The 18,912-nt window shown below is 50.7% G+C and carries 18 protein-coding genes and 1 tRNA gene; 14 read left to right on the top strand and 5 right to left on the bottom strand.

The annotated features are described in order from the left end of the window. Positions 1–9 precede the first annotated feature (9 nt). The 3 genes from OO017_RS12630 (at position 10) to OO017_RS12620 (ending at position 2,197) form a co-directional block, all read left to right on the top strand. Complete coding sequence (locus OO017_RS12630; RefSeq protein WP_266052862.1) at positions 10–1,011, top strand: NAD(P)-dependent oxidoreductase; 1,002 nt, start codon at positions 10–12, stop codon at positions 1,009–1,011. A 307-nt stretch (positions 1,012–1,318) separates the two neighbouring features. After that, entirely contained in the window at positions 1,319–1,792 is a 474-nt protein-coding gene (greA, locus tag OO017_RS12625; protein WP_266052861.1) for a transcription elongation factor GreA, read from the top strand. A gap of 3 nt (positions 1,793–1,795) precedes the next feature. Continuing rightward, positions 1,796–2,197, top strand: a complete 402-nt coding sequence (locus tag OO017_RS12620) for an HIT family protein (RefSeq protein WP_266052860.1) — start codon at positions 1,796–1,798, stop codon at positions 2,195–2,197. 929 nt (positions 2,198–3,126) lie between these two features. Here the strand turns inward: OO017_RS12620 and ruvC are convergent. Continuing rightward, a complete protein-coding gene (gene ruvC, locus OO017_RS12615) occupies positions 3,127–3,699 on the bottom strand; it encodes a crossover junction endodeoxyribonuclease RuvC (RefSeq protein ID WP_266052859.1) in 573 nt (190 codons plus the stop codon). A 24-nt stretch (positions 3,700–3,723) separates the two neighbouring features. On the opposite strand from ruvC, the gene OO017_RS12610 reads away from it, so the two are divergent. The 9 genes from OO017_RS12610 (at position 3,724) to OO017_RS12570 (ending at position 11,903) form a co-directional block, all read left to right on the top strand. Beyond that, positions 3,724–4,713, top strand: a complete 990-nt coding sequence (locus tag OO017_RS12610) for a lysylphosphatidylglycerol synthase domain-containing protein (protein WP_266052858.1) — start codon at positions 3,724–3,726, stop codon at positions 4,711–4,713. Further along, positions 4,710–5,858 carry a glycosyltransferase family 2 protein gene (locus OO017_RS12605; RefSeq protein WP_266052857.1) on the top strand — a complete coding sequence of 383 codons (1,149 nt, stop codon included), beginning with the start codon at positions 4,710–4,712 and terminating at the stop codon, positions 5,856–5,858. Before OO017_RS12610 ends, OO017_RS12605 begins: the two co-directional genes overlap by 4 nt. Beyond that, positions 5,839–6,096: a hypothetical protein gene (locus OO017_RS12600; RefSeq protein WP_266052856.1), complete on the top strand. Its 258-nt coding sequence runs from the start codon at positions 5,839–5,841 to the stop codon at positions 6,094–6,096. Before OO017_RS12605 ends, OO017_RS12600 begins: the two co-directional genes overlap by 20 nt. Positions 6,097–6,662: 566 nt before the next feature. Continuing rightward, positions 6,663–7,886: a PP2C family protein-serine/threonine phosphatase gene (locus OO017_RS12595; protein ID WP_266052855.1), complete on the top strand. Its 1,224-nt coding sequence runs from the start codon at positions 6,663–6,665 to the stop codon at positions 7,884–7,886. A gap of 96 nt (positions 7,887–7,982) precedes the next feature. Beyond that, entirely contained in the window at positions 7,983–8,612 is a 630-nt protein-coding gene (locus tag OO017_RS12590) for a polysaccharide deacetylase family protein (protein ID WP_266052854.1), read from the top strand. Then, on the top strand, positions 8,609–9,700 hold the full coding sequence (locus OO017_RS12585) for a glycosyltransferase (RefSeq protein ID WP_266052853.1): 1,092 nt from the start codon (positions 8,609–8,611) through the stop codon (positions 9,698–9,700). The genes OO017_RS12590 and OO017_RS12585 overlap by 4 nt, the downstream gene beginning before the upstream one ends. A 213-nt stretch (positions 9,701–9,913) precedes the next feature. Next, on the top strand, positions 9,914–10,681 hold the full coding sequence (locus OO017_RS12580; RefSeq protein ID WP_266052852.1) for a TatD family hydrolase: 768 nt from the start codon (positions 9,914–9,916) through the stop codon (positions 10,679–10,681). Position 10,682: 1 nt separating this feature from the next. Then, entirely contained in the window at positions 10,683–11,753 is a 1,071-nt protein-coding gene (locus OO017_RS12575; RefSeq protein ID WP_266052851.1) for an asparaginase, read from the top strand. A gap of 62 nt (positions 11,754–11,815) precedes the next feature. Continuing rightward, positions 11,816–11,903 (top strand) — tRNA-Ser (locus OO017_RS12570). A 187-nt stretch (positions 11,904–12,090) separates the two neighbouring features. On the opposite strand, the gene OO017_RS12565 is transcribed toward OO017_RS12570, so the two are convergent. Continuing rightward, entirely contained in the window at positions 12,091–13,323 is a 1,233-nt protein-coding gene (locus OO017_RS12565; RefSeq protein WP_266052850.1) for a nucleoside recognition domain-containing protein, read from the bottom strand. Positions 13,324–13,449: 126 nt separating this feature from the next. Then, positions 13,450–14,895 carry a M14 family metallopeptidase gene (locus tag OO017_RS12560; protein ID WP_266052849.1) on the bottom strand — a complete coding sequence of 482 codons (1,446 nt, stop codon included), beginning with the start codon at positions 14,893–14,895 and terminating at the stop codon, positions 13,450–13,452. Between the two features lie 391 nt (positions 14,896–15,286). On the opposite strand from OO017_RS12560, the gene OO017_RS12555 reads away from it, so the two are divergent. Then, entirely contained in the window at positions 15,287–16,159 is an 873-nt protein-coding gene (locus OO017_RS12555; protein WP_266052848.1) for an aldo/keto reductase, read from the top strand. 146 nt (positions 16,160–16,305) lie between these two features. Here the strand turns inward: OO017_RS12555 and OO017_RS12550 are convergent, their stop codons facing one another. After that, on the bottom strand, positions 16,306–17,337 hold the full coding sequence (locus tag OO017_RS12550) for an SDR family oxidoreductase (protein WP_266052847.1): 1,032 nt from the start codon (positions 17,335–17,337) through the stop codon (positions 16,306–16,308). A 239-nt stretch (positions 17,338–17,576) separates the two neighbouring features. Continuing rightward, positions 17,577–17,903 carry an STAS domain-containing protein gene (locus OO017_RS12545; RefSeq protein ID WP_266052846.1) on the bottom strand — a complete coding sequence of 109 codons (327 nt, stop codon included), beginning with the start codon at positions 17,901–17,903 and terminating at the stop codon, positions 17,577–17,579. Between the two features lie 274 nt (positions 17,904–18,177). Here OO017_RS12545 and OO017_RS12540 point away from each other — a divergent pair, with 274 nt between their 5' ends. After that, positions 18,178–18,849, top strand: a complete 672-nt coding sequence (locus OO017_RS12540) for a response regulator transcription factor (protein ID WP_266052845.1) — start codon at positions 18,178–18,180, stop codon at positions 18,847–18,849. Positions 18,850–18,912: the final 63 nt, after the last annotated feature.

Raw genomic sequence — 18,912 nt, 5'->3', positions numbered from 1 at the left:
CCACTACAAATGAACAGAAAAACCGAACCGCAACACTACCTCAACCACCATCAACCCGTGTCTACACAAAAAAACACCTCCACAGTTCTTATCATCGATGAAATTCACCCAAGCATCTTCCCGATGTTGAAAAGTATAGGCGTGGAGGCAGATTACCGGCCTGACATAAAGCCAGAAGATGTACAAGAGGCGCTGCAAAGCTACGAGGGGCTGGTGGTACGAAGCAAAATGCGTATCACGGCAGAAACGCTGGAACTGGCTGATAACCTTAAGTATGTGGCCCGTGCCGGCGCAGGCGTGGATAATATAGACCAACAGGCCTTGCAGGAGCGAGGTATACAACTGTTGGCCGCCAACGAGGGGAACAGTCAGGCGGTTGGGGAGTTTTCTGTGGGTGTACTGCTGTCGCTGCTCCGTAACATTTCGCGCAGCCACAGCCAGGTGCAGCAAAAAGTATGGCTGCGCGAGGAGAACAGGGGAGAGGAGATCAGCGGCAAAACGGTAGGAATCATCGGCTTCGGCAATATGGGGCAGAGCTTTGCCCGCCTGCTCACCGGTTTTGGCTGCCGCATGCTGGCCTACGACCGATTCGCGCCTGAGAAAATCAACTTGCCAGTGGCCCGCGTGCCGTTGGAGCAGATTCAGGCCGAGGCAGACATTGTGAGCCTGCACATACCCTTTATACAGGAGAACCTGTTCTTTGCCAATGATGCCTTCTTTAGCGGCTTTAGCAAGCCGTTCTGGTTCCTGAACACCTCGCGCGGCGATGTGGTGGATCAGCAGGCACTGGTGCGGCACCTGAGGGTAGGAAGTATAAAAGGCGCCGCCCTGGATGTGCTGGAGAACGAGAAACTACATACCCTGACCGAGCAACAGCAGCAGGACTTCGAATTTCTAGCCTCAGCACCAAACGTTATTTTAACTCCCCACATCGCCGGCTGGACGCATGAGTCTTACGTAAAGATAAATGAGGTGCTGGTGCGCAAAATTCAGCAGCTGCTGGTAAGGTAATGCATCCTTTTTTATACTTCCTGCGTTGCTGAGATTAGCGCCGGAGTCGTTTTTTGGAAGGAAAAATTTTAAGCGCGATATCATAAATATTTTTATCTTTGCTTTATACATACGCTGCGGGGGAGGAGCTCTCTGGCGATCAGAAATGCAAAAAGTCAGGCTTATGCTAAACTTGGCGGCAGTTGTTATTTTACCTGCCTCCGCACTGGAAAAGAATTAAATTATTTTACATATTTGGCAAAAAGAACGGTTATGCAGGCCATAACCGTTCTTTTTGTTTTTGTGTTTAAAACGTGAAAACCTAATTATGAGCAAGATCAATTATTACACTGCTGAGGGGCTGCAAAAGCTGAAAGACGAGTTAGCAGAGCTCAAAACGAAAGGCCGTGCCGAAGTGGCGCGCCAACTGGCTGAGGCACGCGACAAAGGAGACCTTAGTGAGAACGCTGAGTATGATGCAGCCAAAGATGCACAGGGGCACCTGGAGCTGAAAATAGCCAAGATGGAAGAGGTTATGGGCAACGCCCGCCTGATCGACGAGTCGAACCTGGATTCGAGCAAGGCGCTGATCTTATCGAAGGTGAAGCTCAAAAACCTGAAGAACAACATGGTCGTTGATTATACTTTGGTTGCCGAGGAGGAAGCAGACCTGGCCTCCGGCAAAATCTCTGTAAAGTCGCCGATCGGAAAGGGCCTGCTGGGCAAGTCGGTGGGCGATGTGGCCGAGATTACCATACCGGCCGGTAAAATTGAGTTCGAGATACTGGAAATAAGCCGATAAACTATGGAAGCTTCGATTTTCACTAAGATTGTAAACGGAGAAATACCTGCCTACAAAATAGCAGAGGATGACCGCTACCTTGCCTTTCTGGATGTGTTCCCAACTGCCAAAGGCCACACCTTAGTAATACCGAAGCAGCAGATAGACTACCTCTTCGACCTGGACGATGAGCTGTACCTGGGCCTGATGGCTTTCGCCAAAAAAGTGGCTGCAGCCATAGAGAAAGCTGTGCCCTGCAAGCGCATCGGTGTGGCAGTGGTGGGCATAGAGGTGCCACACGCGCACGTGCACCTCATTCCGCTCAACAGCATGCAGGATATGAACTTTGCCAACAAAAAGCAGTTCAGCAAAGAGGAGTTCGAAGAGGTTGCCGCTAAGATCAAAGAAGCCTACAACGCTTCGTAAATAACATCTGGAGAAAGAAATATCAGGGAGCCGGTACTGCAGAAGTACCGGCTCTTTTGGTTTTTGCAGCAGGTGAGGAACAAGTGCAATTGCCCTTGTTCATTACTAAAAAAGGATTTGAGTTTAGTAAAAGGAGGGGAGTGTGTTTCCTGTTGGGTCTGCAGCAGTATCCAACCACCCCTGCCCCTCCTTGACTAAGGAGGGGAGCCTGTAACTGCTTTGGCTGAAGTATAAATTTCATAGCTGCGGGTATAGCACGGACAGGGCATGACTTGTCCCTACAAGTGTAAACCCACCCCTGCCCCTCCCGAGAGGGGAATTTACCTCACCCCAGCCCTCTCCTAAAAAAGGGAGTCCGGTCCCAGTGGTATAGCGATGGCTATCGAAAACTGATCCCAGTCTTTCCGTTGAGCGCCTTGTGAGATCCGGTGCCGCGAGAGCGGCAGCGCCCTGGCGCAGGAGGGAACACCGCTCGATGCGGGAAGACGAGCCCTCCCGGGCCTGAGGGAGCCAAAGCAGGAGGTGCAACTTTAGGTTCGTAAGACTGAGGATGAACGGCAGCTAGTAAGGATAGCTTGCTTCAAGCTAAAGGAAGCAGCGGCTATGGAAGTATAAGTATGCGGACTAGGAAGTCCGCGGGAGAAAGGTTCCGGACTAGGATATCCGGAACAGCGGGAAAGGCAAGTATAAAAGTATAGGTAAAGTATAAGGTATGGCTCTCCGAGCCAGTTGAGTTACAAACTCAACACCATTGTAGGACACAAGTCTGAAGACTTGCGCCAGGAGGAGTAAGTATAAACTGGCAAGTATAAGTTGGCGAATTAGGAAATCTGTGCCAGGTGGGGGAAATGCCCCTCTTTAAGTTCGGGATCGAGACGTCCGGAATAACGGGAAATGAGCGGGAAAGGCAAGTATAAAAGTATAAACCATTACTTACTCGCCAGTCTATCTGGATTATCCGTGAGAAAACTCTTCCAGGACTTGCCGCCCTGCTTGGCATTATTGCCTTTCTGGTAATGGTGGCAGAGCGCCACGCCGAGTGCATCGGTGGCGTCAAGCAGTTTCGGAACCTCCTGTATCTTCAGGATTTGCATCAGCATGCTGGCCACCTGCTCTTTTGAGGCGTTTCCATTGCCGGTGATGGACTGCTTTATCTTCTTGGGGGCATACTCCACGTAAGGTATGTCGCGGGAGAGGGCAGCGGCGATGGCTACACCCTGCGCACGGCCCAACTTTAGCATACTTTGCACGTTGGTGCCGTAAAAAGGAGACTCAATGGCCAGCTCGTCGGGCAGGTACTCGTCGATGAGCTGTATCATCCGGTCAAAAATTTTCTTTAACTTGATGGCGTGGTTACTGTAGCTTTTCAGGTGGATAACGCCGAACTGCAGCACCTGCACCTTAGAACCAGTCACTTCGATCAAGCCATAGCCCATAACTTGTGTGCCGGGGTCGATACCAAGGATGAGTTTATTGGGTGGTAGTGCAGTAGAGTAAGCCATAGGGTGCAAAAATAAGACATTATCTTGAACATCAAGCTTCATAAAAAATTCCTTTTGGTGCTGGTTAAGGCGCTGGTGGTGGTGCTAACACTGTTCCTGCTCTACCAGGCCATCTTTACGGCGCCGGATACTTTTCTGAGCTGGGGCGACATCCTGAGGAAAGCGTTGCAGAGCCCGCTAAGAGCACTGTTTATACTTACAGCCGTACTTATACCTGTAAACTGGGGCTTTGAGGCACGCAAGTGGCAGCTGCTGGGTCAAAAGCTGGAGCCTATTTCGTATTGGCGGGCATACCGTGCCGTTATGGTAGGGCTCACGCTGGGCTTTATTACCCCGAACCGCCTCGGCGACTATGCCGGCCGTGTGCTGGAACTGAAAAGCCGGCAGCGCCTGGAGGCCATCGGAGCCATTTTTATTGGCCGGTTCTGCCAACTGGTGGCTACGGTGCTGGCTGGCTCTGTAGGCTTGTTATACTTTATACTTGCCTTTGGGTGGCAGGCTTACCCGGGCGTTTCGCTGAGTGTGTTTATACTGCTGCTGGCGCTCTGTATTGCCATGCTCCTGTTGCTCTATAACGCAAAAGCGATGGTGGCGGTAGTGGCTGCCATTAAACCACTACGTGCGTTTGTGCCTTACCTGTCTAGTATGGGAGCCTATACTTCTGTGGAGATGACGCGACTACTGTGGCTTTCGCTGGGACGCTATGCAGTGTTTCTCGGGCAGTTTATACTTCTGCTCATACTTTTTGAGGTGCGCCTGAGCCCGCTGCAGTACCTAAGCGGCGTATCGGGTGCTTTCTTCCTGAAATCAGTGGTGCCGTCGGTGAGTCTTCTGTCAGACCTTGGCGTGCGGGAGTTGTCGGCCATGTACCTGTTTGGCCTGCTTGGGCAGGAGCGACTGCAGGTGCTCAGTGCCAGCCTTAGCCTGTGGCTGCTCAATATAGCGGTGCCTAGCGTGGTAGGGCTGGCCTTTGTGCTGCGCCTTCGGTTGAAGAAGAAAGGGGTGGCGGCATGATGTGGTTACTCCTGCTGTCGATGGTTTGGTATAGTTGGATTATTCTGAGCAGGTGGCGGGCCTGGAAAGTCATGCCTGCAGTTGCTGCGCCTGCCGCCTTTCATCCTGCTACGCGCATCACGGTCATCGTGCCCGCCCGCAACGAGGCCGAAAACATACTGCACCTGCTACAGGATGTAGCACAACAAAACTACCCCCTCGAGCTGCTGGAGGTACTGGTGGTGGACGACCATTCCGAGGATATGACACCCGCCCTGGTGGAGAAGTTTATACTTGCAACCGACCTTCCGGTTAAATGTCTTCAGTTAGAGAGTTATGTTAAGTATGGAGGAAAAAAGGCAGCCGTGCAGGTGGGGGTGGAGCAGGCGCAGGGAGAACTGCTGGTGTTCACTGATGGTGACTGCCGGGTGGGGCCGGAGTGGCTGCGCAGCTATGCCTACCTTTACGAAACAGAGCAGCCATACTTCATCAGCGGGCCGGTGAGTTTTCACCATACCCATTCTCATTTTGAGCGAATGCAACTCGTGGAGTTTGCCAGCCTGATCGGGATTGGGGGAGCCTCCATCGGGATGGGCCAACCGAACATGTGCAACGGCGCTAACCTGGCTTACAGCAAATATATCTTCGAGAGAGTGGGGGGCTTTGCCGGAAACGAAAATGTGGCCAGTGGCGACGATGAGTTCCTGCTCCACAAAGTGGATAAAGCCTTTCCGGGACGGGTTAAATTCCTGAAAAACCATGAAGCTATAGTTTATACTTCGGCACGTAAAACACTGAATTCTTTTATGCAACAGCGTGTGAGGTGGGCCAGCAAGTGGAAAGCCTATCAGAACCTGCAGGTGCAGCTGGTGGCGCTAAGCGTTTTCCTGATAAACCTGCTGCTTTTTCTGGCAATACCGCTGGTGTTGTGGGGTAAGCTTGCCGGGTGGGTCTTTTTATCCGGCTACCTTACCAAATTTGCCGTCGATTTCTTATTTTTAAGATTGATAACGGGTTTTCTGCAGGTGCGTAGCTACCTTTGGTACATGCTGCCTCTGCAGTTCGTTTACATCCCATACGTGCTGATTACAGCTGTTCTGGGCCTTTTAGGGCGCTACAGCTGGAAAGGACGAACCATCAGAACTTATGAGCAACAACGAGTTTGACATACTGGACGAGCTATACTTTGTTACCTCGTACCCCAATCTTAAAAGCACCCTTTCTTTAACTGATCAGGAGCTTTGCGCTGCTTTACAGTCACTTATACGGCAAGGGTATGTGAAAATTTTCTACCCTGACCCGGATACGGAGCATGAGTACGACGAAAAAGCCTTTGGAAAGCACTGCCATGAGTACTCTTTTCTGGCAACCAAGGCCGGACTTGTGGTGCACAACTCCATCTGATTCTCAAAACATCCAAAGCCATAATATGTTGTGGGTCTACATGCCTATAATGGCAAAGCAGCTTTAGGTAAAAGCCTCACCGCCTTTAAGGAATTTTAAGGTTTAAGTAATTTTTTTTAATCGACTCTAAAGTATCTAATAAATAGTATATTAAGGCTGTGTTTCTGGTGATTTTGGTTGGAGAGGTATACTTTCAGGGGGTGAAAAGCAGTTACATAGCAGGGGCATATTCTGGTAATTCCTCTTTCAGAAGATTAAAATTTAGCAGAGGCTAATTAGGTGCTGGAGGTGTTATACTTAACCTTTTTTTTCGACTACTGCACCCCAACACGTGGGGCATGCGCTGCGTTATTGCCACATGCCCACGGGGTACCCGGTATATTTTGCCAATTACTTTTTTCAAGCTTTGCGATGTTGTAACTCGGAAGGTTTTTTATAGAGACAGGGCAGAGGTTTTAAGTGAGTAGCTGCCAAAGCTGGGCTTTTTTTTATATTTTTACCATGCACAAGCGTCCGCCACGCATGAAAGTTTGGTGAATGCTTACGAGTTAAAATTCCGATTTCGAATGTCCAATACATCTGTACAGAAACCACAGCAGGAGCTTAACCTGAAAAAGCTGGAGTTATCGGCGCTGCTTGAAATCACGCAGTCGATTAACGCTAACCTGCCCGAGGCTGCGCTGTACAAGATATACCGTTTTACCCTGCTGGCCCAGCTGAATATTGCCCGCCTCTCACTGTTTGTGCACGACGAGCAATGGCGTTGTAAGATCTGCGCCGGCACCGAGCAGGACTTTACCAAACTGCCCCTGCCGGAGGAGATACAGAAGGTGAAGGAGATCACCAAGATGTCTAAACTGCAGGTGGAGAAGAAGTGGCGCTGCTTTGATATCCTGATTCCGATTTTGCACAATGGCAAGGTGCTTGCCTTCGTGATGATCGGCAAGATTGAGAAATACTCCAGCAGCCTGGATGCCCTTAACTTCATCCAGACCATCAGTAATATCATGCTGGTAGCCATCGAAAATCACCGCATGGCCCGCCAGCGTCTGGCGCAGGAGTCGATCCGACGTGAGATTGAGATTGCGCGGGAAGTGCAGTCGATGCTGTTCCCGAAGAGCCTTCCCAACGACAAAGACGTAGCCATACATGCCAGCTACATTCCGCACTCCTCCATTGGCGGCGACTACTACGACTTTATTGAAATTGATGCGGATCAGTTCCTGTTCTGTGTGGCCGATGTATCCGGGAAAGGTGTGCCGGCTTCGTTGCTGATGTCTAACTTCCAGGCAGGGTTGCGTACCATTCTGCGCCAGACCTCAGACCTGAACAAGGTGGTGTCGGAGCTGAATCACCTGATCTACCGCAATGCGATCGCCGAGAAGTTCATTACCACTTTTGTGGCCATTTACAACCGCAGCACCCGTGAGCTAAGCTATGTGAACGCAGGCCACAACGCGCCTATACTTCTGTACGAGGACAACACGCATACACTCTTGAATGATGGTTGCACCATGCTGGGTGTTTTCGATGTGTTGCCTTTTATGAACGTGGGTAAAGTGCACGTGCCGGAGAAGTCTATCGTGCTGGCCTACACGGATGGCCTGACCGAGGTTTTTGATGAAGAGGAGGCAGAGTTCGGCGTGGAAGGCACGATCGATTTCCTGATCGGGCACCGCTTTCTGAGCTCCAAGATGCTGCACCTGCAACTCTTAAGCGAGATAAACCTCTACAACGAAGACGCCAACTTTAACGATGACATCACCCTGCTCTCGTGCCGTTTTAAGTAGAATCTGAATGTGTGAGTTGTTGATTTACGAGTATAAGATTAAGGGTTTACGCTAATCCTGACTAAGAATTAACAGCAAATAAGATATAGCCCTCTCTTGTTCCGCCTCTACAAAACGCCCTGGTTGCTGAAAAAGCTGATGCCCGCCTATACCTGGCACCGCGACGTGCAGGGCAAGGTGCTATACCTGACTTTTGACGACGGTCCGATTCCGGAGGTGACGCCCTGGGTACTGGAGCAGCTGGCAAAGTATGGGGCAAAGGCTACCTTTTTCTGTGTGGGAGAGAACGTGGCAAAGCACCCGGAGGTGGCGCGGCAAGTGCTGGCCGAGGGGCACCGGCTGGCAAACCACACCCATAACCACCTGAAAGGCTGGCAAACACCATTGCCGGAGTATGTACAGAATACCGAAGAATGCCAGCAGGAGTTGGAGCGGCTGCAGCCCGTCTCCGTCAAACTTTTCCGTCCGCCTTATGGGCGCATCACCGGAAAGCAGGCCCGTAAGCTCCTCGGAAAGTATGAACTGGTGATGTGGGACGTGCTCACCAACGACTATGACCAGGGCCTTGCACCAGAGGAGTGCCTGCGGCAAAGTATAAAAAGCACCCAAAGCGGCAGTATTATCGTATTCCACGACAGCCTGAAGGCCCAAAGAAATATGATGTACGCCCTGCCACGCTACCTGGCGCATTTCACAAAACTCGGCTATACTTTCGAAACGTTATGATCGTATCGGTAGCCTATTTTATACTTTATTTCTCCCTTTTTCTGGTGCTGCTGGCACTGCTAGCGTTCAACCGCAAGCGTAACACTTTAGAGTTGCAGAAGCAGCCCCGCATCAGCATCCTAATCGCCGCCCGAAACGAGGAATTCAACATTCTGCGCTGCCTGCACGCCATTGAGGCCCTGGACTACCCCAAAAACAAAATTGAGGTGCTCATAGGCGATGATGCCTCCACGGACAATACCCGCGCCGTTGTTGAGAAGTTTATTCACGATAAGCCGCACTATACCTGTATCTCCATCACCCATACTTTGGGCAAGGCCAAAGGCAAGGCCAATGTGCTGGCCCACCTTGCCAAGGTTGCTACATCCGATTTCTTTTTCTACACCGATGCTGACATAGAGGTGCCGAAAGCGTGGGTGCAGGCCATGCTCTCCGAGATGAAGGAAGATGTAGGCGTGGTTACCGGCATTACTACCATAGAAGGCAACAGCTTTTTTGCCCGGCTGCAGGCCATGGATTGGCTCTATGCGCTGGGGCTGATGCAGGTGGTGTCGGACCTGGGGCTGCGGGTAACCACCATGGGCAACAACATGCTGCTGCGGCGGCAGGCGTACGAGGAAGTAGGAGGCTTTGAAAGTATAGATTTCTCGATCACGGAGGACATCGCTATCTTTAACGAGGTGCTGAAGCGTGGCTGGGGTTTCCGGAATATCTACAGCGCACACGTGCTGGCGCTCTCCACACCGGCCCCCTCTTTTTACGACTACCTGCAGCAGCGCCGCCGCTGGATGCGCGGCTCTATGCACCTGCCGCTCTACATGGCCATCATCTTTATACTTCACTCGACCTACTACCCGGTGCTGCTGCCCTTCTTCGCCTATACTTCGGTAGGCGTGATGTTAGCGATATTTACCTTTAAACTGTTGCTGCAAAGCCTGTACCTGCACCTCTGCCTACGCCGGCTTGGCCGCAGCGCCCGCTGGCACATGTACATTTTCTTCGAGTTATACTTAGTGATTTCATCTATTATCCTCATCGTGTACTTTTTTCTGCCGCTCAAGATTCGGTGGAAGGGGAGGAAGTATTAGAAGTTGGGGAGTTAGAAATTTTAGGAGTTAGAGAGTCAAATGGTTAGCTCTAGAGCAAGTCCCCTCCTTGAGGGGGTGGGTTTAGTGACAGTTTAGTAATGCAGCCATTTAACCATTAAACCTGCCAACAACTATAAAATCCCTAACTTGCAGGTATAAATCAGAAGTAGCACCTACATTGATTGCTGATCAATGTTAATTGATTATTGAAAGATGAATTTAGTTGATTCGCACGCACATATTTATTCAGAGAAGTTTGATGCCGATCGGGCTGAGGCCATGGAGCGGGCGCAGCAGGAGGGGGTAAGCAAGATTTACATGCCCAACATCGACCATACTTCCATAGACGCCATGCTGGAGGCGGAGGAGAAGTATAAAGGTGCCTGCATCCCGATGATGGGACTGCACCCGACCTCGGTGGACAAGGATTTTGAGCGGGAGCTGTACCTGGTGGAGGAGTGGCTGAGCAAGCGCCCTTTTGCAGCGGTGGGCGAGTGCGGCATCGACCTGTACTGGGACAAGACCTTTCTGCCGCAGCAGCAGGAGGCCCTGAAGGTGCAGGTGGAGCTGGCCAAAAAGTATAAACTGCCTATCGTGCTGCACAACCGCGACTCTTTTAACGAGACCTACGAGATTATAAGCGCTGCACAGGACGGAACTTTGACAGGAATTTTCCATTGCTTTAGTGGCACTTTAGAGGAGGCTGAGAAAGTGAAGGAGCTTGGCTTTATAATGGGTATAGGAGGTGTGGCCACCTTCAAGAACGGTGGACTGGACAAAGTGCTGCCGCACGTGCAGCTCGAGGACCTGGTGCTGGAAACCGATTGCCCGTACCTGGCCCCAACCCCGCACCGCGGCAAGCGCAACGAGCCTGTTTACCTGCCCCTGATCGCACAGCGCGTAGCTGAACTGTTGCAAAAACCTGTGGAAGAGGTGGCTGAGAAAACAACCGCCAATTCTCTTAATTTATTCAAACTCTAGTATGCAGGTTGTAAAAGTAGACATAGACACCGCTGCGCCGCTGCACCCGGAGGCATCCATACTTATTGTTTACACCGGCGGTACAGTAGGGATGGTGTTTGACGAAAAGGAGCAGCACCTGGTGCCGTTTAACTTCTCCCAAATAGTGGACCAGGTGCCTGAGTTGCGCCAGTTTAACTACCTGCTCACGGTGCTAAGTATAGAACCAGCCATCGATTCGTCCAACGTGTCGGTGCAGGACTGGCTGATGCTGGCAAGCCTGATTGAGGAGAACTACGAAAAGTATGATGGCTTTGTAGTGCTGCATGGCACCGATACCATGGCTTACTCTGCTTCGGCTTTAAGCTATTTGCTGGAGAACCTGCAGAAGCCCGTGATATTTACCGGGGCGCAGGTGCCGATCGGCCGTATCCGCACCGATGCCCGCGAAAACCTGATCACCGCCCTGCAGATTGCCGCCACCAAAAAAGAGGGCAGGAGCATCGTGCCGGAAGTGTGCATCTATTTCCGAAACCTGCTGCTGCGCGGCAACCGTGCTAAGAAGGTAGAGAGCAGCCACTTCGATGCCTTTAAATCGGATAACTATCCGCCGCTGGCCGAAACCGGGATCGATATAGAGTATAGCTTTGACAACATTCTGCCGCACCCGCAGCAGCCATTTAAGGTTCACCATGCCTTAAACGATAACGTGGCCATTCTGAAGCTGTTTCCGGGTATTACGCCACAGGTAGTGAAAAGTATACTGCAGGCGCCTGGGCTGCAGGGAGTGGTGCTGGAAACCTTCGGCTCTGGCAACGCGCCAACCATGCCTTGGTTCCTGGAACTGCTCCACGACACCCTGGACCGTGGCATACTGGTGCTTAACGTATCGCAGTGTGATGAGGGCCGCGTGGACCAGGGGCGCTACGAGACAAGCAAGTATTTACTGAATATGGGCGTAGTTGGGGGAGACGACATTACGACAGAGGCGGCAATCTCAAAATTGATGTATGTGCTGGCGCAAGAGCAACTTAGCGACCAACAGCGTGTAGCTTTGGTGCAGCAGAACCTGCGCGGTGAGATAAGTCTTTAAAAGTATAAAGAAACTATACTTGCAGATGTGCTGTCTGTTGGCGTATATTTGCAACACCATTTAGAGAGTTGTCCGAGTGGTCGAAGGAGCACGCCTGGAAAGTGTGTATACCCCAAAAGGGTATCGAGGGTTCGAATCCCTCACTCTCTGCTGATAGTAATCGCAATTTAAAAAACGCCCGTAAATCTTGATTTACGGGCGTTTTTCGTTTCTGCCCCCGCTAAACCATGCAGTTTTTCTTCATCCCCGGGTATACCAATCCGGATACCAAAAGCAACCTAAAACTTGGTATCCGGATTGGAGGTTTTACCTAGTGTAATTGATTTTGAAAACCTGTTTAATGGAAGAACATGTAAGCGATAAAGATAGCGGCTATTACTCCTGCTAAATCTGCCAGCAGGCCACAGGTTAGGGCGTACCTGGACTTTCGGACGCCCACAGAGCCAAAGTATACCGCCAGTATGTAAAACGTAGTTTCTGTGGAGCCCTGGAAAACAGATGCCATACGCCCTACAAAGGAGTCTGCCCCGTAGTTGGTCATGGCCTCGACCATCAATCCTCTGGCACCACTGCCGCTCAAAGGTTTCATAAAGGCAACAGGCAGGGCCGGCACAAAATCAGTGTTCACTCCTGCTAACCCGATTAAGTATGCAATACCACTCACCAGCATATCCAGCGCGCCGGAGGTTCTGAACACACCAATGGCCACCAGTATGGCTACTAAGTATGGAATGATGGTAACGGCCACTGTAAAGCCTTCTTTAGCCCCTTCTATAAACGCCTCATACACATTTACTTTACGTGCCAGCGCCAACCCGATAAAGGAGATGATAATGGAGAAAAGGATCACGTTACTGGCCACTGTAGAGATAACGCTTACCTGCTCCTGCGGTATGATGGAGAAATAGTAGATCAAACCGCCGATCAGTAGGAGTAAAGAACCCAGGTATGCCATGATCACCTTATCGAAAAGATTGATGCGCTGGTAAAGCGCCACGGCAATTAAACCCACCACTGTGGCGAAGAAGGTTGCCAGAAGTATAGGGATGAAGATATCGGAGGGGTCGGCGGCACCCAGCTGCGCCCGGAACACCATAATGCTGATCGGGATGATGGTGAGGCCGGAGGTATTTAGCACCAGGAACATGATCTGGGCATTGGAGGCGGTATCCTTGTCCGGGTTCAGCTCCTGCATCTCCTTCATGGCTTTGAGCCCGAGCGGGGTGGCGGCATTGTCCAGGCCCAGCATGTTTGCAGAGAAGTTCATCAGAATAGAACCGAATACCGGGTGGTTATTCGGAATCTCCGGGAATAGGCGATGAAAGAACGGACCAACCAGGCGGGCAAGTATAGCCACCACGCCGCCTTTTTCACCCACCTTCATCAGGCCCAGCCAGAGCGTCATCACGCCAGTAAGGCCAAGCGAGATCTCGAAGCCAAGTTTGGCATTATCAAAAGTACTGGCAACAAGTTTCTGGAATATTTCAGTATCCTGGAAAAAGATAAGCTGGAACAGAGCAATAGCAAAGGCAACCAGGAAAAAGATTGCCCACAGGTAGTTTAAAACCATTGGTTAAAAGGTTGGATTGGTTCAGATTAGCCTGTAAGTTACAAAGCCCTAATAAGAAAAACCATTGCCCCCTGCCCGGAGCCAACTGTTTTTTCAGAAGATTTCCGACAAATAAAGAAGTTTCGCCTACAGTACCAGCCCATGAAACAGTTCAGGAAAATCACCACTCAAATCATATACAAACCCGTTCACGATAGCGTAGCGCACGTTCCTGTTTTCATCCTGTAGCGTGAAGTTGGCACTGGTATCCATACTTAGCTCATGGTTTACCTTAGCGGATGTGGTGATGATGTTGAGTGGTAGCAGCTGCGGGTTTATACTTTCTGATTCACCAGGGAGGGACTCTACCTGTACGGTGGTGTACCCGCTGGACAGCAGACTTTTAAAGTTATGCGCATTCAGGTCGTTTATACTTTTAAACGGCTTTTCGTATACCTTGCCCGGCACCAGGGTAAGCCCGGCTCCATCCACTTCCTCATACCCGTGGAAAACGCTCAGGTCCCCGATCTGGTCCACAACGCTACGGTGGTAAAAACCTTTGCCTACAGGTGAATCCACCTCTTCCCGGAAAATGCCCACATCTAGCAGCACATCCTGCCCATACTTGTTATAGCGCACGTTCCGCAGCAGCAGGTCGTAGAGGTTGCGCTCGTTTTCCGGTATTTTGTAGTAGTCCTCCAACTCGTAGGCGGTGTAGTGGTTCCCGGAGATCAGGTGCAGGGCCGATACTATAGAGGCGAAGTTAAGCTGGCGTATGTACTGCTTTTCCGTGTCGTTGTGGTACCCGCCAGACTCGATCAGGATAACGCTGGTGCCCCACTTTTGTATGTTATCACCGAAAGCCCTTGGCTCAAATTCATCGGAGAACTTGGCTACATGGCCCGGAATCAGTTGCTGCAGTGCTTCGTTCATGCCCACGATGGTGCGCATGGCGCGGTCGCGTACAGGGTTAACCGTTTTTCCGTGATCGAAGGCCGGGGCGAGGAAAGAAATAGTGGCTGGCTTTGGGGTGGCGCCCACGGTGTAGTAACGGCTCTGGTCGTGTAGGTTAAAGCCGAACTCAGGGTTCAGGCTGTCGCGCAGGCTCTTAAGCAGGCGGGCCTCCGGGCTCTGCAGGCGCAGGGCATCGCGGTTCAGGTCTATCTCCAGGGCGTTGTGGCGGGTGTACCTTTCCGCACCATCTGGGTTAAGCATTGGCACGAAGTAAAGTGTAACCTGCTCCAGGATCTGCTTCCGAATCGGGTCTAACTCATCTGATAGCTGCAGAAAATTGAACAGGTCGAACAAGGCCATCGTGGCCGTAGGCTCATCGCCATGCATCTGCGACCAAAGCATCACCCTGGTTTTTCCGGTGCCCGCTTTTACCAGGTAAATATCACGCTGCTCCACGGATTTACCCGCCACCTGCACATCAAACAGCGGGTTGTGGCGTAGCTGCTCCAGCAGCGGAACGATGTCCTGATGCCTAAAACGCCGTTTTTGCAGGGACGGCTCCTTATACTTAGGGTGTTGGTTATAGGCCTGCTGCACTACCTCGGTTATTGGCTGGGCCTGCGCTTGAAATAAACTCATAAATGGTAACAGATAAATGACGGTGCACACATTGCTCCTGAGGGTACAGGTAGTGTCGGTTTATGCTTCTTTAAAAAACCAAGTTTTAAGAACACTTATAATTTCGAGATTAAAGTATAAAGTATAACGCTGCAAAGAAAGTATAAAGTTGCTATCAAGTTGCGTTTAGCAAGTCAAAAATGGACCGGGGTGCTGTAAAAATTGCCGACACCTACGGAACGCATACTTAATCAGGTGGTTATACTTCGGTGCTTTTTGAGGTTTATGATTGTTCCCTTCACGCCAGTTATATTTGTTTCATCTTTTACCCGCCTCAACTATTAGCCACAAACGGGCAGGTGGCATTCCCGTACAAGAGTAAATCATCAGGACGAAATGACGATTAATATTTATGGAGAGAAGAAAACCAAACCCAGAAACATATACACTGGCAGGCGATCTGACCGTGAACAGAATGGGCTACGGGGCCATGCGGATTACCGGGGAGGGTGTCTGGGGGCCGCCGAAAGACAAGGCAGAAGCTCTTGCCGTGCTCAAACGAGCCGTTGAACTTGGTATAAACTTTATTGATACGGCAGATAGCTATGGGCCCAATGTGTCGGAGGAGCTAATTGCTGAGGCCCTTTATCCTTACCCGAAAGACCTCGTGATTGCGACAAAGGGGGGCTTTACCCGAACCGGCCCCGGCGAGTGGCACGTAAACTCCCACCCTGACCACCTCAGAGAGGCACTGGAGGGAAGCTTGGAACGCCTGAAACTTGACAGGATTGACCTGTACCAGTTGCACCGCGTGGACCCGGATGTGCCCTACGAGGAAACACTCGAGTTTCTGCAAAAGGTGCAGGAGGAGGGACTGGTGAAGCACATCGGTTTATCTGAGGTAAGTGTGGAGCAGATAAAGAAAGCCCAGGAGTATGTAAAGGTGGTATCGGTGCAGAACAAGTACAGCGTAGACTATCGCGTGTGGGAGGAGGAGCTGGAATACTGCCTTCAAAACGATATGGCCTTTATCCCCTGGAACCCCATGAATGCCAACAACGAGGAGTCGATGGCGAAGCTGGAGCAAATGGCCCGAAAGCATGATTCCACACCGCACCAGGTGGCCTTGAGCTGGCTGCTGCACCGGGCTCCCAACATTCTGCTCATTCCGGGAACCTCCAAGGTGAAGCACCTGGAAGAGAACTATAAAGCTGCCTCTATCTCGCTCTCTGACGAGGATATGCAGGAACTGGAAAGTATAAAACCGTTCAAACCGGGCTATTGATCTTATACTTTGCGATAGGGTACAACTACGTATACTTTATTCCGGAGGCCACTACAGTAATCGGATAGCAGCAAAAAAGGGCCGCTCCGCCAGAATTCAATTTCTGGCGGAGCGGCCTCTTCTTAAAATAGCAGGTTCAAACCACTCTAATCTTTTCCGACTTTTCTGTGGCTGTTGCTGCGCTTCCTTCCAGCAAGAGCTACTGCTGCTGCGCCAGCGGCTGCCACTACGGCTCCCGTAATTACCGGGTGCAAAGAGGCGCGGGTGTAAAGGCTCGTTTTCATGACGTGGCCCTTATGGTTGCCATGTACGTTCCCATCGGTTCCGGGCTGGTGCAGGGATCCCTCTTTGTGATGCGCCGGCTGATCGGTTACCTGCAGGTTGGTCATAAACTTTTTGTTTACCCAATCTACCAGGCTTGGTGCATACTTGTTCAGGCTACTCATCATTTTGGAGCCACTGCCGATGTAAATATCGCGTTCAGGATGTTCAGCCGCATAAAGTATAGCATTGGCCACTTCCTCTGGCTCATACACAGGCGGCGGCAGGGTAAGCTCGTATTCGGTATAGTTCCTGGCGTGTTCAGGGTAAGGGGTATTGATACCGGCCGGCTTAATCAGGGTAACGGATACTGGAGCCTCGTCTTCCTCGAGTTCCATGCGCAGGGCATCCGTAAAACCCTTAACGGCATGCTTGCTGGCTGAGTACATCCCCTGCAAAGGTATAGCCACATCGGAGAGCTCGCTACCCAGGTTAATGATGGCGCCGCCCTGGTTGCGCAGGTAATTAGCTGCTATTAGCGAACCAGACACCACGCCCCAAAAGTTGGTGTCGAATAAGCGGCGGCTGTCTTCATCGCTGACATCTGCCAGCTTTCCGTAGATAGACACGCCTGCATTGTTTATCCAGGTATCGAAACCGCCAAATTTCTCGATTGCCGCATCCGCTATACGCTGCACATCCTCTCGGTTACCCACATCCGCTACTACATGAGTCGCCTGTGCGCCTTCTAACATTAACTGCTCCTCTATAATGGCCAGGCGCTCCTGGTTACGAGATGCCAGCACCAGCCGGGCACCTTTCCTGGCAGCAGCGCGTGCTGTTGCCAGGCCGATTCCGCTGGAGGCACCGGTAATCACGATTACCTGATCGCGGAGGGGTTTAAGTGAAATTGCCATAGTCTTAAGTTTGTTTTATGAAGTTCAAAAAGTACTCCTCTCTGTCATACCTTATTTTCTCCTTAACAGTTGTTTCAACCTGCTTATTCCATGGGGCAGAACTTGGTGCAGGCAGGATTAATTGAGATGGAGGGGCAGGAGGAATGGCTTATGGCTATGAACTTTCAGTACAGAATGGTGATGGCGGCCAGATGGTTTGGGTGTAGGTGTAACAACAGCCTGTGTCATACTTAGCAGGCTTAAGCGCTGATATTTTTACAGTGTAAGTAAGCGTCCTGGAAGTTCTTTTTAATGTGGAGCAAGGAGTTGAGCCCGGCCACATTGATCTGGTTGGCATGTGCTGCACTAACCTGGTACAGCACCAGGTTTATGCCGGCCTTTTCGGCTTCAGAGGTTCTGCTAAGCAGGCAGCTGAGAAGAGAGGAGTTAAGTACTGTGATGTGTTTGCAGTCTAGGAGGATATGCCTGGCCTTGCGCTGGATTTCCTCCTGGCATCTTTTTCCGAGCTCCTGCACTACCACGTGGCTACACTCGCCATTCAGGCTTATCACTGCAACATCTCCCATCCGCTGTACTGTAATCCCATGCCTCATCAGGTCATCTACTCAATTTAGAGTGTTAGCTCATAAAAGTACATTTAATAAAGCTGATTTTTTAGGTGGTAAGTACTGAATGTATAGTGTGGCAACTACTTAAATGTAATATGTAACGTGTTGTGTATGTGATGATAATGTGATGTGGTGACACGAGCTACAAAGTATAGGCAGGCTTTAGTCATAGCCTGTTTACATAAAATTATTAGTATATTTAGTTCTGAATTCAGCACCTTCTATAAGTATAATGACAGAAAACAGCACCATCAGGTTGATTGTAACAGACGACCACAAGATTGTCCGGGAAGGAATTAGATCTTTGCTGGAGCAGGACGACCAAATTGAAGTAGTAGGGGAGGCCGCTAACGGTCAGGAACTGCTGCAGCTACTGGAGTACACAGATGCTGACGTAGTTCTGATGGATGTGAAAATGCCTGTAATGGACGGCTTTGAGGCTATAAACTCTATCAAAGCGAACTACCCTGACATAAAGGTAATTGTGCTGACCATGCTGGAAGATGCGGACACACTGCACCGGCTGATGAAAAGCGGTGCTACAGGTTATCTTCTGAAAGATACAGGCAGAGATGAGCTTTGCACGGCCATTAAGCTAACGTCTAAAGGCACTCCGTTTATATGCTCTGGCATGTCTATTAAAATGTTGCAGAAAGCCATGCGCCTCCCAGAGCAAAACGGGGCAGACGTTGCAGATAGCAAGATACTGTCGAAGCGGGAGTTAGAAGTGCTTTTGCTTATTTCGGAAGGCTTTACGAATGCTGAGATCGCCGAAAAGCTTTTCACCAGCAAGCGCACCATCGAAACGCACCGTCAGAACATCCTGGAGAAAACCCAGACCAGGAACACACCGAACCTGATTAAATATGCCATACAGCACAACCTGATAGAGTTGGATTCTTAACGGCCTTGCTGATTGCTGGCAAAGTAGTAACGCCCGTTGTGGCTATTCTTCCTTTATACTTTA

It is taken from the genome of Pontibacter anaerobius (assembly GCF_026241195.1).
In the GTDB taxonomy this organism is placed as follows: Bacteria; Bacteroidota; Bacteroidia; order Cytophagales; family Hymenobacteraceae; genus Pontibacter; species Pontibacter anaerobius.
The sequence above is the reverse complement of the archived record's forward strand: the minus strand, read 5'-3'. Positions and strand labels throughout refer to the sequence as shown.